Origin of the sequence: Moraxella nonliquefaciens, from assembly GCF_001679005.1 — a bacterium.
GTDB lineage: Bacteria > Pseudomonadota > Gammaproteobacteria > Pseudomonadales > Moraxellaceae > Moraxella > Moraxella nonliquefaciens.
This window is the reverse complement of record NZ_LXTW01000003.1, coordinates 261,345-277,400: the sequence shown is the minus strand read 5'-3', so window position 1 is coordinate 277,400 and position 16,056 is coordinate 261,345. Positions and strand designations below refer to the sequence as shown.

At 42.5% G+C, this 16,056-nt stretch carries 13 protein-coding genes; 4 read left to right on the top strand and 9 right to left on the bottom strand.

What is annotated here, in order from left to right; all coding sequences use genetic code 11:
* Nucleotides 1-28: 28 nt before the first annotated feature.
* From adk to A7456_RS02395, 6 genes are all read right to left on the bottom strand, one after another.
* Nucleotides 29-682, bottom strand: coding sequence for an adenylate kinase (gene adk, locus A7456_RS02420; protein WP_067007410.1), 654 nt, complete (start codon nt 680-682; stop codon nt 29-31).
* A gap of 115 nt (nt 683-797) precedes the next feature.
* Nucleotides 798-2,060 carry a c-type cytochrome biogenesis protein CcmI gene (ccmI, locus tag A7456_RS02415; protein WP_067007194.1) on the bottom strand — a complete coding sequence of 421 codons (1,263 nt, stop codon included), beginning with the start codon at nt 2,058-2,060 and terminating at the stop codon, nt 798-800.
* Nucleotides 2,057-2,623 carry a cytochrome c-type biogenesis protein gene (locus tag A7456_RS02410; RefSeq protein WP_227713247.1) on the bottom strand — a complete coding sequence of 189 codons (567 nt, stop codon included), beginning with the start codon at nt 2,621-2,623 and terminating at the stop codon, nt 2,057-2,059. Before A7456_RS02410 ends, ccmI begins: the two co-directional genes overlap by 4 nt.
* Nucleotides 2,620-3,201, bottom strand: coding sequence for a DsbE family thiol:disulfide interchange protein (locus A7456_RS02405; protein ID WP_067007191.1), 582 nt, complete (start codon nt 3,199-3,201; stop codon nt 2,620-2,622). The genes A7456_RS02410 and A7456_RS02405 overlap by 4 nt, the downstream gene beginning before the upstream one ends.
* The gene (locus tag A7456_RS02400; RefSeq protein ID WP_067007188.1) at nt 3,198-5,249 is read right to left on the bottom strand and encodes a heme lyase CcmF/NrfE family subunit; all 2,052 of its coding nucleotides are present in this window, start codon (nt 5,247-5,249) and stop codon (nt 3,198-3,200) included. The genes A7456_RS02405 and A7456_RS02400 overlap by 4 nt, the downstream gene beginning before the upstream one ends.
* Nucleotides 5,250-5,399: 150 nt before the next feature.
* Nucleotides 5,400-6,710 carry a hypothetical protein gene (locus A7456_RS02395; RefSeq protein ID WP_066893259.1) on the bottom strand — a complete coding sequence of 437 codons (1,311 nt, stop codon included), beginning with the start codon at nt 6,708-6,710 and terminating at the stop codon, nt 5,400-5,402.
* 230 nt (nt 6,711-6,940) lie between these two features.
* Between A7456_RS02395 and mrdA the strand changes: the two genes are divergently transcribed.
* The 4 genes from mrdA (at nt 6,941) to A7456_RS02375 (ending at nt 11,194) form a co-directional block, all read left to right on the top strand.
* Nucleotides 6,941-8,896, top strand: coding sequence for a penicillin-binding protein 2 (gene mrdA, locus A7456_RS02390; RefSeq protein WP_067007185.1), 1,956 nt, complete (start codon nt 6,941-6,943; stop codon nt 8,894-8,896).
* Nucleotides 8,897-8,945: 49 nt separating this feature from the next.
* Nucleotides 8,946-9,515, top strand: a complete 570-nt coding sequence (gene rsmD, locus A7456_RS02385) for a 16S rRNA (guanine(966)-N(2))-methyltransferase RsmD (RefSeq protein ID WP_067007404.1) — start codon at nt 8,946-8,948, stop codon at nt 9,513-9,515.
* Nucleotides 9,516-9,685: 170 nt separating this feature from the next.
* On the top strand, nt 9,686-10,162 hold the full coding sequence (locus A7456_RS02380) for a DegV family protein (protein WP_067007182.1): 477 nt from the start codon (nt 9,686-9,688) through the stop codon (nt 10,160-10,162).
* A gap of 153 nt (nt 10,163-10,315) precedes the next feature.
* A complete protein-coding gene (locus A7456_RS02375) occupies nt 10,316-11,194 on the top strand; it encodes a DegV family protein (protein WP_067007179.1) in 879 nt (292 codons plus the stop codon).
* A 107-nt stretch (nt 11,195-11,301) separates the two neighbouring features.
* Here A7456_RS02375 and tkt read toward each other — a convergent pair whose 3' ends face one another.
* From tkt to A7456_RS02360, 3 genes are read right to left on the bottom strand one after another with little or no spacing between them, the layout of a single operon-like run.
* Entirely contained in the window at nt 11,302-13,302 is a 2,001-nt protein-coding gene (tkt, locus tag A7456_RS02370) for a transketolase (RefSeq protein ID WP_067007401.1), read from the bottom strand.
* A gap of 59 nt (nt 13,303-13,361) precedes the next feature.
* Complete coding sequence (locus A7456_RS02365) at nt 13,362-14,468, bottom strand: nuclease-related domain-containing protein (protein WP_067007176.1); 1,107 nt, start codon at nt 14,466-14,468, stop codon at nt 13,362-13,364.
* On the bottom strand, nt 14,465-16,039 hold the full coding sequence (locus A7456_RS02360) for a hypothetical protein (protein WP_067007174.1): 1,575 nt from the start codon (nt 16,037-16,039) through the stop codon (nt 14,465-14,467). Before A7456_RS02360 ends, A7456_RS02365 begins: the two co-directional genes overlap by 4 nt.
* Nucleotides 16,040-16,056: the final 17 nt, after the last annotated feature.

The following is a 16,056-nucleotide window of genomic DNA, read 5'->3' as shown; positions in this document are numbered from 1 at the left end:
AAAAGCAGGTACGCCCTTTGGTAGAAAATCAACCTTTTAACACCGAAAAAATCTGCTCTTTGACCACATCAATGGATTGAATACCATCAAATTTATGATAAGATGGGGCATTCTCACCAGACTGAGCCACTGCTTGATAATGACCCACGAGTGTGGCGGTCTGGGTATGATATACCGACAGGCGGTCTCTGACCACATCTTCTTTGTCATCATCACGTTGCACCAGCTCCTCACCTGTTAAATCATCTTTGTCATCTGCCTTTGGCGGATTGTGCATGATGTGATAGGTGCGACCTGATGGCAGGTGAACTCTGCGACCTGACATGCGATTGACAATCTCATCGTCAGGGACGCTAATCTCAATCACATAATCAATGTCCACGCCTGCATCTGCCAACGCTTGGGCTTGGGCGATGGTACGTGGAAAACCATCAAAAATACAGCCATTGGCACAATCTGGCTTGGTCAGACGGTCTTTGACCAAATCAATGATAAGTTCATCAGAGACAAGCTGACCTGCATCCATCACACTTTTGGCAAGCCTGCCAAGCTCTGTGCCGTTTTTGATGGCAGAACGAAGCATGTCTCCTGTGGAAATTTGGGGAATGCCAAATTCCTTTGAGATGAACTGAGCTTGTGTGCCTTTACCTGCCCCTGGGGGTCCTAATAAAATAATACGCATAAGTACGCTCCAATAAACCACAAAAAATAACACTATAAACCACATCGCTTCATTGTTCAAGTGGTATTTGACCATTATCCGCCATAAAAATGACTGTATTGACCAAATGACGGACTTATGGGACGATTTGTGAGATTTCTAGATTGACCGTATTTTGCCCTTTTTGTAATATCACAGGGTTCGCCATCAAATCACCTGATTTACTGACCGCTTCACCACTGTGGCTAATACGAGCATTTACCGCAAGGCTTGCCCCCACTTCACGCCCTGCCGTCAAAGTGCGTTCGGGCATCATGGCATCTAAATCACTAAGCGACACCGTTACCCCTTGCATCAACTCACGTACCGACAGGCGTTTGACTGCATAAGGGGCACCGCCTGCCACATCCACGATAGAGACAAACAGTACAGCGTTTTCATCAATTTTAGGCAACAACGTATTTATCACACTCACATGAACATTGACCCCTGCCATCATTTTGGCTTCTTGGGCATGAATGGTCGCCATCAGTTCATCCAAACTTGCCAGTGCCGATTGTCTGTTTGCACCACCTTGGTTGGTGATGCTCTCACGCAGTTTGGCAACCCACGCCTTTGCCATCGTAAAGTTATTAGCACGGGTCTCGCCCATCGCCATCATCATCATCGCCCCTTCATGGTCTGGGGTATTTAAAAGCACACCACGCAGAACATCACGAGCAGTGGCATCTAACACGCCATTATTGGCAAAAAAACTGGCCTGAGCATAGGTCATGGCAATATCATCATTATTTTGATCAAGACGATAGGCACGAGACAGTGCTTCTAAGGCTTGGGGTGTGGCCTGCAATGCCATGAATAACTCTGACAGTCGCATCCAGCGATTTGGGTCATGAGCATGATGATAAACATTGATTTGCATGGCATTGATGAGTGCGGTACTGTCAGCGGTTGCCCATTTGGGGGGCGTATCTGTCTTAGCCGTCAACAGATCATCTGCCACTTGCCCTACCGTATCCATATCTTGCCATAACTTAAACACAGACGTACGATCGGAGACTGTTAGATAAGCAAGTCCTGCCAATACAGGTATCCATACCATGACAATGGCACGGCTTTTTATACTCATAGGGGCATGGGTTTGGGCATGGGTTTGGGCATCTAGTAACTGGCGTTTTAGTTCAATCTCGCCTGCCTTAAAGGTCGCATCATCAATACGCCCTGCATCTTTATCTGCCTGCAATTCAGCAATTCTCTCACCAAATACTGCCACATTAACCGCCATGAGTTGGTTGTCTGCCATCCCTTGAATGCTAAACCACGGATAAATCACCACCCACGCCAACACCACCGATAAAAGCATGGCTAAACTAAAAAACAAGAACAGCGTGGGGGTCATGGCGTATCCTTTGTATTTTGAGTATGGATATTTTGCGTATGGGTATTTTGGGTTTGGTCTATGTGACCCATAGAATGCTGATGCTTGGTCAAAATTTGGGCAACACGCTCTTCTTCGGTTTTGGACAAAGCACTGATCTCATCAACCGCCACCGCTCGCCCTTTTTTGACTTTTAAGAGCCAACCTAGGATAAATACCACAAGCAAGATGGGCGGAAAAAACCACAAAATCCACGTAGATGGACGCACAGGTGGCTTATAACTGATAAAATCGCCATAACTGTCAAACATAAACTGGCGAATCTCGGTATCGCTCCTGCCGTCCTGTATCATCTGATAGGTTTGGTTTTTTAAATCCACCGCAATCGGAGCGTCCGACCCTGCTAAGTTTTGGTTTTGGCATTTAGGGCAACGTAACTCTTCGATGAGTGCCTTATAACGGGCTTCGTCTTCGGCACTTTTAAATTCATAAATCTCAATCGCCCCAAAACTTGCCGTACTTATCATCAAAGTCCCGACCACCGCCAGTACGGACAACGTGTGTTTTAAACAAAATTTCATCATTGGCACGCCTGTGTTCTTTGGGTTTGGTTCGCTTGGGGGTTAGCTAGGGCGTCCATGCATGGTTTGATACTTGCCGTCCAGTTGCCTTCGTGTATCTCGCCTGTGATGTGCTTATAGACCACGCCATTGCCGTCCACCACGAACGTTTCAGGAGCTCCTGTCAGTCCCAAACTTAGCCCATATTTGCCGTCCAAATCCTGCACCGAGTATATAAACGGGTCTTTATATTGGTTCAGATAACCCAAAGCATCGGCAAGCTCATCTTTGTAATTTATGCCCACCATGGGCACACCTTGGGCGTGTAGCGTCATCAAAAAAGGGTGTTCTACTTTACATGTTGGACACCATGACCCCCACACGTTCAATAAAAATGGCATTTTGGGTAGATTGTCATTACTCATCATGCGATTTGGGTCAGACAGTAAGGGCAAGCGAAACGCTGGTAAAGGTTTGTTCATGCTTGTGGATACAACAATGTCAGTTGGCCGACCCAAACGGTTAAAGAACATAACCATAAGCAGAGCAAAGATGATAAATGGCGTTAAAAATATTATCGTACGTTTTTGGGTGCGTTTCATGGCATCATTCCCTTTGTTTGGCTATCGGTTTGGGCGTATTTACCATCTGCATTTTTGTTGGTTTTTGCCAATTTCGGTTTAACTTTTTTCATGCGATAACGTTTATCAAGCATGGCAACAACACCCCCCAACGCCATAACAATAGAGCCAAGCCATAACCAACGTACCATTGGCTTGACATGCACACGTACCGCCCAGGTATTGTTATCCATCTTGCCATCTTTGATTATCGGCTCGCCTAAGGCAACATATAATTCATTAAACAGACTCACTCGCAGTCCCACCTCGGTCATTGGCATCATAGAGACAACATAGTTTCGCTTTTGAGGATAGAGCGTGGTGATGAGCTTACCGTCTTTTTTGACTTGTATGCTTGCACGTGTGGCATCATAGTTTGAACCTTGTATCAATTCAAACTCTTGCAAATAAAAATCATAACCCTGCACGTGCGTGCTATCGCCTACTGTCATTGCCACGTCTTTTTCCACACTCAATGCACTCACACCTGCCACGCCCAATGCCGTTATCAGCACACCAATATGGGCGATTTGCATGCCATAATAGCTTGGGCTAAGTTTATGCAGTCCATCCATCAGCCCCTTAGCATGGCGAGTTTTATCTTTGATGTCAAGTCCGATAAACAGCAACACCCACGCCGACAGGCTTGCTGTGATATAAATGGTGTGGTCAAAAGATATGCTCTTACCAAGCAGATTTATCATATACCAACCTACCGCACCAAGCACCAAGCTACACATGGCGGTCAAAATGAGCAGTTTTGGCAGTGGACGACCATCATATTTATATCGCATGGTTGCCCCCACACCCATAAAGGCAAGTAACACCCATGATAATGGCACAAATAACGCATTAAAATACGGCGGGCCTACCGATACCTGACCCAGTTGAAAAGCATCAGCGATGAGCGGATACAGTGTCCCTAGCAGCACAACCAGTGTCGCCACCAAAAGAATGAAGTTATTGATGACCAAAATGGTTTCACGTGATTTTAACTGATAAAAACTCTCCACGGTCAAACGCCAACCACGCAGTGCAAACATCAATAAGCCACCGCCGATTACCGTTCCCAAAATTGCCAAAATCGCCATGCCACGAGTTGGGTCAGCGGCGAATGAATGAACAGAGGTAATCACCCCTGAACGCACCAAAAATGTCCCCAAAAGCGACAGAGCAAAGCCAAAAATGGCAAGCATGATCGTCCATGCCTTGAACACACCACGCTTTTCGGTAACAGCAAGCGAATGGATAAGAGCGGTACTGGCAAGCCACGGCATCAAGGAAGCATTTTCCACAGGGTCCCAAAACCACCAACCGCCCCAGCCCAGTTCATAATACGCCCACCATGAACCAAGGGCAATGCCCAAAGTCAAAAATATCCACGCTGCCACTGTCCATGGGCGAGACCAACGTGTCCACACCGCATCAAGACGACCTGCCCACAGACTTGCCATACAAAAAGCAAACGGCACGGCAAGCCCCACATAACCCATATACAACATGGGCGGATGAAAAATAAGACCGGGGTCTTGAAGTAAAGGATTTAGATCCGCCCCATCCACAGGCAGATTTGGCAACGTCCGCACAAAGGGATTTGATGTAAAGGTCAACATGGCAAGCATCATCACTTGCACCCCACCGAGTACCGACAGCACTCTGGCTTGCATGTTCAATGGCAGTCCACGACTACACACCGCCACAAGCATGCACCACGTCGCCAGTATCGTCAACCAAAGCAGTAATGAACCTTCATGCCCACCCCATGTCGCCGACAGCTTATAGTACCACGGTAAAAGACTGTTAGACTGATTTGCCACATACACCAAACTAAAATCGTTATATAAAAAACCTGCCATGAGTGCCAAAAAAGACATCATCATCGCCAAAAACCCTGCCACAGCAAGGCTTGGAGCAAGACGTTGCCAAGCGATTTGATGTTTTATCACACCCAGTGCAGGCAGGATGGTTTGTAGCATTGCAAGCACCAACGCAAGCAATAAGGCAAAATACCCCAGTTCGGTGATTAGCATAAAGACATTCTCATGAAGTTAGCGGTGGTTATTTGGTTTTATTTTTAGGGCGTGCCTGCCTTTGGTATTTGTCATAAATTTGGTATTATTTGTCATAAAAAAGCAGACATGCCCTAAATGAACAAATACCATCAAACCACCAAAAGTCCATCAAAAAAACACCGTAATCAAGTGCAACCAACCTGCCAATAATCCTGTTATTGCCCCCAAAATGACCAACGTCATCTCATCTTCTTTAAAGGCAGGTCTTAGTAGATTTTGAAATTCATGGGGTGATAACTCACGAATGCGAGATTCAAACAACCCAAAGATTTTGCTTGCCCGAGATGTGTTTAGCTTGGGGTCTCTCATGGGTATCATGGTGGCATTGATGGACTTATCAATGATGGTGTCTTTAAAGGCGTTTAATTCTTTATTATCCATACCCACTTTTAAAATGGATTTGACCACAGGCGACTCTAATAATTCATATAAATGCACTTTCATGAGTTCACGAGTTTTTGCTGAACGAGCACCATACATCATCTCACTCATGATATTTTCAAGGGTAACAAGTTCATTTACAACAATATTAGCAAACACACCAGAGACCTCATCTTGACGTTTCATGAACCCACCTTGCCAGTGGTAGACATGAAAATGGGGCAACATGGGTTTAAATTTACCATCTTCATAACAAAATAGACGGATAAAGGGAATTTTTTTGGGTTCAACAGGATTAAACACCATCCAAATGGCAATCCAGTTGGTCAAAGCTCCCCAAATCGCTGCAAAAAACGGTACTGTCCAATGCTGTGGCACAAAATAAAAAATCCCCATTTGAATAATCCCAAAACCAAAACCGATCACAGCACTGATTTTCCAAATGAAATTAATCTCTTTTTTACCCACTCGCAAAAACATATCCACCATGAGTTTGCGGTCGCTCTCCATGCGTTTGACAATCATCGCACGCATGTCTACCAATTCTTCAACATTATTGGTTAAGTCAATCACCAAAGACCTCATCACCTCTGGCATCTGATTGTGAGCGTGCGCATAAATTCGTCGTCTGATGGCATAGGGTGTATGGTTCCACAGTGTGTAGTAGCGTTCAAACATCACCTCATCGATGAGACTCTCCAAATTCTTATCCACGGCTTCGGTGATGAACCGTGCCATCTCCTCAGGTTCCATCGCCTGCAAAAATTCATCAATATTACCCAGTTTGGATAAGGTTTGATCAACGATGACCCCTGATATTTTGCCAGCTTTGGCAGGAACAATGCCTTGCCAGCCCAAACCCTGTAAGCCCCATGGCATACCACGCATGCTAATACCCCAAAACTTAATGGGGTAAAATAACATCTCTAACGCCATCCACACATGAGCCCACGTAACAAAAGCCGTTACAGGAGCAATGGTGAGCATGGCGATAAATTCAGGATGTTCAGCTAAGGCCTGCCAGATGGAGTTAAACATAAATCATCACTTGTTAGGGGTTTAGCAATGGACTAGACGATTGGCTAATTGACAAAATCAAAATTTAAAACAAAGGATAAACAAAAACGGCTAATTCTACCACAGTTTTGTTTATTTTGCCAAAATCATCATACAAATCTTTATCCAATATCTGGTTTTAAAGATTGATAAATTTGAATAAGTCCTTGAAAATATGCTATAATTACTGGTTTTTGTTATTATTTTTTATCATGATTCCATCACATGCTAACGACGATATCAGCACTCGTATTTTTTTACGTCGTGTGGTTGTGGCGTCGTTGGTTGTACTTTTTGGCATGGTTGGGCTGTTTGCTCGGTATGGTTTTTTACAAATTCATCAGTATGACAAATACCAAATCAACGCTGACAACAACCGCATCAAACTCATCTCCAATCCGCCATCACGAGGTTATATCTATGACCGCAATGGCATTTTGCTTGCCGATAATGTGCCAGTTTTTTCTGCTGTCATCAGCCCCGATGAGATTGATGACCCTAAGTATACCTTAGAACTTTTGACACCCATTTTTGGTTTGACCGACGAAGATATTGCCGATATTTTGGCAAGAATAGATAAATCCAGAAAAAACCCCATCACCATCAAGATGGACTTGACCGAAGAGCAGATTGCTCAATTTAGCGAAAGAAAGCCTTTTTTTCGGGGGGTTAATATTCAGACCAAACTTACCCGAGTTTACCCTCATGACGAACTGTTTGCTCATGTCATCGGTTATGTGGGGCGTATTAACGACAAAGAAGCCAAAAAAATCGCCGAGGATGAATACAAAAAATCTCTATATGCTGGCACTGACCTTATCGGAAAAATAGGCATAGAAGCCCAGTATGAAGAGGTTTTGCTTGGCAAACCGGGTTATCAGTCTGTGGAAACCAATGCCTACGGTGATATCCTAAGACAGCTAGACGCCAAACCCCCTGTGGCAGGCAATGATTTGTATTTAAGCTTAGATTATGGACTACAAATGGCAGCCCAAAAACAGCTGGCGGGGCGACGTGGAGCGATTGTGGCACTTGACCCCAAAAATGGGGACGTGCTTGCTTTTGTCTCCAATCCCAGTTATGACCCCAACCCTTTTGTCTCTGGCATCTCCACCAAAGAATACAGCATGCTCCAAAAAGACATCGATCAGCCCCTATACAACCGTGCCTTACAAGGACTTTATCCGCCTGCATCCACCATTAAGCCCTTTGAGAGCATGGGCTTTTTGCATTATGGCATCATGGGTTGGGATGATACCATTTTTGACCCTGGTTATTTTAGCCTGCCAGGCGATAGCCACCGTTTTCGAGACTGGAAAAAAGGTGGACACGGCACGGTCAATATGAGTAAATCCATCATCATGAGTGTGGACACCTATTATTACAAAAACGCCCATCGCCTAGGCATTGATAAACTTCATGACTGGATGAGTGAATTTGGCTTTGGCAAAAAAACAGGCATTGACCTGCCCAACGAAAAAGGGGGCATCATGCCATCGCCAAAATGGAAAATGGACACCTATGGCAAAGAATGGCTACCAGGCGAGACCATCTCTGTCTCTATCGGACAAGGGGCGTTTTTGGCAAGCCCCCTACAAGTTGCCAATGCTACTGCCATGACCGCCATCAAAGGCAAACACCTCACACCCCACCTGCTCAAACGCTCCGAAGGTCAAGCCTCTGTCAACATCATTGATAAACCCGACGGTGTGATTCATTTTAACGGCAAAGAATCCGATTGGGAGAGAATGCACATTGCCATGGAGGACACCGTCAAGCGAGGTACGGCAAGAGGCATTTATACCTCGCGTTACCGCATGGCAGGCAAAACAGGCACAGCACAGGTCAAATCTATCGCCCAAGGCAAAACCTACAACAAGACCGCCATCAGCTCTCGCCATTGGGACCATGCGTGGTTTTCAGGTTTTGCCCCTGTGGATGACCCTAAAATCGCCATTGCAGTCATCGTTGAAAATGGTGGTGGTGGTGGTAAAGTGGCTGCCCCCATCGGGCGGGCATTGTTTGATTATTGGATACTCCAACGTGAGACCAACCCCATAACACCCCCTGATGATGAAGAGTTGGCAAAAATTCGTACTGCCAAGCGTGAAGCCATTAAAGCCAAAATCGCCAAGGCACAAGATAAAGAACACAAAAAAGATGAATAAACCAAAAAACCTAGCCATCATGACAAAATCAAACAACTCCCATCATAAAATGACCAACCATGTACGTATCATTGGTGGACAATTTAAGCGTCGCAGTATCAATTTTGTTAATGCCGATGGATTAAGACCTACCCCTGACCGCTTGCGTGAGACCCTATTTAACTGGCTTATGGCAGACATTTATGATGCCAAAGTGCTAGACGTCTGTGCAGGCTCAGGCGTGTTGGGTTTTGAAGCACTATCAAGAGGAGCCTCTTGGGTCGTCATGGTTGAACCCAACCCCGCCCAAGCACGTACCCTCAAACATAACGCCGACATCCTAAAACTCACATCAAGCCATTTATCCATCATCAATGACACCGCCCAGCACGCCCTACCCACATTCAGTACACCATTTGACATCGTCTTTATAGACCCACCTTATCTGCTTGACATTTGGCATGACATCATCAGCGATATCATAGAGCATGGACTTTATCACGCCAACACACTGTGTTACATTGAGAGCGATACCGCCTTAGATGGCATACTTACCCCTTTTTCTGCCAACCTTGTTAAATCCGCCAAAGTCGGTCAAGTGCATGCAGGACTATTTACCCTACCCACACAGGTTGCTTAAAAAACACTGCTTAGGCGTTTACTTTCTGGATGGATTTATTTAAAATAATAATCAGTGCCAAAGCCATTTTATCCCATTTTATCCCATTTAACGCCTGACAAAAGCACAAAAATAACGTTCGGGATTGGCACAACCATCCCACTCTTTTACCGTCATCTATGAAGGTTCTCATGAAACGCATTGTTCTTAGCACATTCTCTTCTGCTCTAAACCACATAAATGCACCCCACAACGTTCGTTTGATACCTTTTCATGCCATTATTGATGGTAAATCCATGCTTGACATCGCTGGATTTTTTGCCAATTTCTTTGACATCAAGCCCATCATGTGGGTAGATAAAAAAGGACATGTTACCCCTTATGATAAAATCCGCAACATAGAACGTAGTATCAACCACATGGCAAAGACCGCCTTTGCTCATATTGGCAATCAAAACGCTTTTATCTACCTAGTAGATACTTCCATGAATTTTTATACCAGCAACCTTAAAGAACTTCTTAACAATTATTATGGGTTAGCTAATGTGCCTGTTATTTCCGTCTCTACCGTCTCTCTTGCCAACCATGGGTCAAAAGGTGTGGGCTTAGGTGTGTATTATGACAAATTGCCTAAAATTACCAAACATCTTAACCATCAAACATCTTAGATGAGTAGAATATGTCCAAACATAAAACGGATTTTGATTTAAACCACCAAATATTACCATTTATCAGGTCAATCATTCTTAGAATGTGTTGAATGGTCATATTATAAAGGGCAGGCACGCCCCAATAAAACCATGACAAACAAAGGAACAACCATGAAACGTATCGTTCTTAGCACCTCAACATCCTGTATTGGACATTTATCGGCACGACACGGCATTTATCTGGTGCCACTTCATATTATGGTTAATGGAAAGCATTTTTTAGACAGTAAGGAGATTGATACCGCCCGCCTAAGTCAAATGCTCTATGACAACCCACATTTGGACGTTCATTCAACAGCACCCACCTGCCAAGAGATTGAGAGGATTTTTGATGAACTGTATCAATCAGAGTATCAAGAAGTGCTAATTTGTACCGCCGCTTCGGTGCTTAGTCAAGCCCATGAAAATTTCTCAAAAGTCATCCCCAAATACGTCGGCAAGATGAACATTTATCTGTATGACACCAAAACCATCAATATCAACGAGGGGGCATTGGCATTTGAGGCAAACCTGATGATGCAAGAAGGCAAATCCATGCTTGACATCATCAAGTACTTAAACACACTGCGAGCAAACAATACATTCATCATGAGTCTGTCCGACCTGAGCATTTTAATACAAAGAAAGCGACTCTCCGCCCCTGCTGGATTTTTTGCCAATTTGCTTAATATAAAACCCATCTTATGGATTGATGATGATGGCTATGTTGTGGTAAAAGAAAAAGTGCGTAAATTTGAACGGGTGATGCATCACATGACGGACATCATCATAGAACAAATTGCCAACCGAAATGCCTTTATTTATATGGTAGACACATCCATCGGACTACATACGCATGAATTTAAAAGGCTCTTGGCAAATGAATATGGACTTTATAACATTCCTGTCATTCCCATATCTACCGTTGCACTCGCCAACCATGGGCCAACAGGTGTGGGCTTGGGTGTGTATTATGGCAACATACCCAGAGTATTTCAATATCTAAGCTGATGACAAAATAACAGATGGATGGCAAATTAAGCATTGTCAGCCCAATCTTAAAATCCAAAAAAATACAAGCCTTATATGGCTTGTATTTTATTTGTGCTTATCTATCATCAAATCAGTGATTGAACCGCTTGCACGACTTTATCAGTAGTAATGCCAAAATGGTTAAACAAGTCTTTGGCAGGGGCAGACTCACCAAAAGTCGTCATACCAATGACCTTGCCATCAAGTCCCACAAATTTATACCAATAATCAACAATGCTCGCCTCTACCGCCACACGATGACGGACATGGCTTGGCAAAACGCTTTGTATGTAATCACGGTCTTGTTTTACAAAAATCTCAGCGCACGGCATAGATACCACACGCACGCCCACGCCCTGTTCGGTCAAGATTTTATGAGCTTGTATTGCCAGTGCCACCTCTGAACCTGTGGCAATGATGATCGCTTGTAAATCGCTTTGCTCTTTGGCAAGCACATACGCCCCTTTTTCAATCAAGGCAACTTGTTCATCCGTGCGAGTTTGATGGTCAAGGTTTTGGCGAGATAGGATGAGTGATGTTGGAGCGTTCGTGGTGTATAGAGCCATCTTCCACGCCACAGCGGTCTCTACTGCATCACACGGTCTCCATGTGAAGTGGTTTGGTGTTTGGCGTAGACTTGCAATCTGCTCCACAGGCTGATGAGTAGGTCCATCCTCACCAAGACCAATGCTGTCATGGGTATAGACATTAATGACACGTTGTTTCATGAGCGATGACATACGCAGTGCATTACGAGCATACTCCATAAACATTAAAAACGTGGCGGTATAAGGGATAAAACCCCCATGCAACGCCACACCATTGGCGATGGCGGTCATGCCAAATTCACGCACACCATAATGCACATAGTTGCCATCAGTATACGCTTGCACACTCTTAGCACCATGCCACAGAGTCAAGTTTGAACCTGCCAAATCCGCCGAACCCCCCAAAATCTCAGGCAACAATGGAGCAAATGCAGCGATGGTATTTTGGCTTGCCTTACGAGTGGCGATGCTCTCTGCTTTGGTTTGGCAGGCTTTGATAAAATCGTCCGCTTTGGCAGAGAAATCTTGTGGTAACTGACCTGACAGTCTGCGTTTAAGCTCATCAGCCTCATTGGGGTATTTGGTTTCATAATCAGCAAACTGAGCATTCCAGTCATTCTCTAAACACTCGCCCTTATCACACGCATTCCACGCTTTATAAATCTCATCAGAAATCTCAAAAGCATTGGCATTATCCCAGCCCAATGTCGCTCGGGTCAGTACAATCTCATCTGCCCCAAGTGGCGATCCGTGGCTAGCTTCTTTACCTTGCTTATTGGGACTGCCCATACCGATGACGGTTTTGCAGATAATCAGCGTTGGTTTGTCCGTCTGGGCTTTGGCTTGCACAGTTGCTTCACGGATTTGCTCATCATCGTGTCCATCCACACATAACACCTGCCAATGATAGCTCTCAAAACGTTTGGCGGTGTCATCAGAAAACCAACCCTCCACCTCACCATCAATAGAGATGCCATTGTCATCATAATAAACGATGAGTTTACCAAGTCCTAGCGTACCAGCCAATGAACAGGCCTCATGCGACACACCTTCCATCAGGCAGCCATCTCCCAAAAAGCAGTAGGTATGATGGTCAATGATGGCGTTATCAGGTTTGTTAAATTGCCCTGCCAAGGTTTTTTCTGCCAAGGCAAAACCCACCGCATTGGCAATGCCCTGCCCCAAAGGCCCTGTGGTTGTCTCAATGCCATCAACATAACCGTATTCAGGGTGTCCTGCGGTTTTGGCGTGTAATTGGCGAAAGTTTTTAATGTCATCAATGGTCAAATCATAGCCTGACAAATGTAGCAAGGCATAAAGGAGCATGGAGCCGTGTCCATTTGATAACACAAAACGGTCTCGGTTTGCCCATTTGGGATTTTTTGGGTTATGGCTTAAAAATTCACGCCACACAACTTCGGCAATGTCCGCCATGCCCATGGGTGCCCCAGGATGTCCTGAATTGGCTTTTTGGACAGCATCCATGGCAAGAATGCGAATGGCGTTGGCGTTGTGGCGTTGGTTTAGGGGGGTTGGCATGGTTTTTTCCAGATAAAAATTTGGCATATTATAGCATGATTTTATCAGCTGTATAAAGACTAATAGTAAAACACCTGTGCAGTATGTTTCGCCTTTTGTTCAATGAGTTTTTGCCAGTTTTGTGGACTGCTTTTTTCAATAATTGCGATTAATATTTTATTATGTATGACAGCTAAGTCCTGTATCATCATAAGTGTAAGTTCATTCGCTTGTCTGCGTTTAAATGAATAACCATCGGATGTTTTAACAAGTCTGCCTTCATTTTTTATCATCTCTTTTATCTCATCATATTTTTGTTTATCATCTGTAATAATGGTGATATCTTTTGCCAATATATAATCTTTATCCACTTTTTTTTCATAAAATTTTGTTAGGCATTGTTTTAAAAATTCATTGATTGATATATTTGATATGTGGCATGATGTTTGATTGTTAATTATCTCTAATGTGGTATTTATTTTTATTTTATACGTGTCATTTTTTTCATTTACGGTATTAATATCACCATCAATCTTATTAGAGATGATATTGTCAAAGTTAGTATCATCCAAAATGTCATCAATAGCCATAAAATTAGGTCTAATGTATTGAATGATATCACATAACATTTCATCGCTTATCATACCTACCATGGGCATGATTGCTTTATTACGTTCTTGCCAATAATCAAAAAGACCTAAAAGCCAGTTTTGCAAAAATTGATACTCACCACCATGACACAGTATGGGCTTTTGGTATTCCAAAGTATCAATTACATCATTTGGCAAACGGCTGTCTGTCAATATCACACCATAACCAAAACAAATTCTACTCACCCATGTTTTGCCAAATTTTTCTAACAAAGACTGTCTTAATGCCTGCATGGCAGTATCTGCTTGATGAAATGGTGAACCACCTGTATTAACATGACCCATTTTATCTTGATAATACCAAATTCCATTTTGACAGCTTACCTGCCCTCCCTTAATTTCCAATACAAATAAGCCATCATTGGTACAAAGTAAAAAATCAATCTCTGCAAAGCGTTTTTTTGAATGATGGCACAGTTTTACAGAGTGCATGGCAACATATTGGTTTTTATTCACAAAACTTTGCTTTAAGTGATTAAATATTATTTGCTCTGCTTTGCTGTCTGTATGATACAGCATGGGGGGAATCATTTTCATGATTGTTTAGCCGTTTTTTCAATCTTCTTGATGATTGTTTGTAATTGTTGGTCTTTATCAAAGTCAAACCATCTCATTTGTCTAAAATATTCCAAAAAACCTTTTTCATCAATTGTATGATTAATTTTTGGTTTTTTGCCTAATGTTTTTATGATGACCTTATCTCTTTTGGCAGACAATTCAATATTCTCTGGTAATATAATTTCATAAGTGACAAAATCTAAATTTTCATGCTCATTAATATGTAACAATAATTGTTTTGTTAATGCACTAAAATCACCAAACCAAATATTAGATAATGGTGTTTTTATTTCTTGAACATTGGTTAGTCCTGAAATAATCGTTATATTTTGTACCAACTGCGTAAATAACTTTTGACTGTAATTTTGTTTATTAGCATAGCATTTAAATTCTTTGGGCAGTCCTTGCCAGCCTGTTGCCACAGCAAACAATAAACTTGCAAGCAACATATCTAACTCACTAAGGTTGTCTTCGTAAATACCGATTTTTTGCCAAAGTTCTAATACATCATCACGACTGATAAATAAAATCACCGAACGTTGCAATGGTTTTGGATATTTTTTTAATAAATCGTCGGTAGATTCATTGGAAAAACGCAAATGCTCTCTCATGTCCTCAACAAAAGACAAACTCTGCTCATTGCTTGATATTTTAGCCAAGGTATATAAAATAATATCTTTTGCACTGGAAAATTCACTGTTATCTTTGTAGGCAATTAAGGATTTGATAAGTTCCAATAACACTTGTCCAATAGTATTGGACATGGTTTGGTACTGCCCTGAACTCCTGACCCAATCACCGATATCTTTTAGCAGTTCATCTTCTTTTTTATCATCCAAATCAAAATGGTTTTTACCATATTGAATATAATTTAATAATTGACCTGCTTTTTTATTGGTATTAGATAATATCATCAGATGATTGATAATAGCGGTAATGGCATTTGCTTCATTTTGGTTTAAAGAATTAATTAATGGTAACTCACCAAGCAACCCTAAATTTTGATACATTTTAATGTCATGAGTATTTTTTTTATCAAACAACCTTTCATTGGCTTTTTTTATTGGTAATGTTAAAGAATTGGCACTGTTTGATAAACGCTCCAAAAATATACTTTCATCATTAATATTTTTAAATGTTACATGCTCAATGTCAGATAAAGAAATCGGAGCAGGAACTAATAGCACGTCCACACCATGAAATCCATCTACATGAATGTCTATCATTTGCCAAGAACCGTTAACAAAAGCTGGCAACTCTTTGATTTGTCTTTTATCCAAATCATCAGTAAAATCTTTTTTTAAAGTTAATACACAAGGTTTTAAAATTCGTTTATCTTCATCAATATTATATTCATGAATATTTTGTGGAACTGTATTAAACAATGGAATATAATCACCAAACCAAGCTAGGCAATCATGATAATATTTATTTCCCAAAAAACTAATGGGTGGCACCATACCAATGGATGTCATGTATGCCAAATTAAGATGATTAGTTGCAATATGCCACGTAACTGGTTTTTTTGTTGTTTTTGTATTAGTCTGCATGATGTTCTCCTTTAAAA

Bases quoted from the DNA above. Each gene is read 5' to 3' on its own strand.
- adk (WP_067007410.1), bottom strand. From the start codon at position 682: ATGCGTATTATTTTATTAGGACCCCCAGGGGCAGGTAAAGGCACACAA.
- ccmI (WP_067007194.1), bottom strand. From the start codon at position 2,060: ATGACCCCCACGCTGTTCTTGTTTTTTAGTTTAGCCATGCTTTTATCG.
- A7456_RS02410 (WP_227713247.1), bottom strand. From the start codon at position 2,623: ATGATGAAATTTTGTTTAAAACACACGTTGTCCGTACTGGCGGTGGTC.
- A7456_RS02405 (WP_067007191.1), bottom strand. From the start codon at position 3,201: ATGAAACGCACCCAAAAACGTACGATAATATTTTTAACGCCATTTATC.
- A7456_RS02400 (WP_067007188.1), bottom strand. From the start codon at position 5,249: ATGCTAATCACCGAACTGGGGTATTTTGCCTTATTGCTTGCGTTGGTG.
- A7456_RS02395 (WP_066893259.1), bottom strand. From the start codon at position 6,710: ATGTTTAACTCCATCTGGCAGGCCTTAGCTGAACATCCTGAATTTATC.
- mrdA (WP_067007185.1), top strand. From the start codon at position 6,941: ATGATTCCATCACATGCTAACGACGATATCAGCACTCGTATTTTTTTA.
- rsmD (WP_067007404.1), top strand. From the start codon at position 8,946: ATGACCAACCATGTACGTATCATTGGTGGACAATTTAAGCGTCGCAGT.
- A7456_RS02380 (WP_067007182.1), top strand. From the start codon at position 9,686: ATGAAACGCATTGTTCTTAGCACATTCTCTTCTGCTCTAAACCACATA.
- A7456_RS02375 (WP_067007179.1), top strand. From the start codon at position 10,316: ATGAAACGTATCGTTCTTAGCACCTCAACATCCTGTATTGGACATTTA.
- tkt (WP_067007401.1), bottom strand. From the start codon at position 13,302: ATGCCAACCCCCCTAAACCAACGCCACAACGCCAACGCCATTCGCATT.
- A7456_RS02365 (WP_067007176.1), bottom strand. From the start codon at position 14,468: ATGAAAATGATTCCCCCCATGCTGTATCATACAGACAGCAAAGCAGAG.
- A7456_RS02360 (WP_067007174.1), bottom strand. From the start codon at position 16,039: ATGCAGACTAATACAAAAACAACAAAAAAACCAGTTACGTGGCATATT.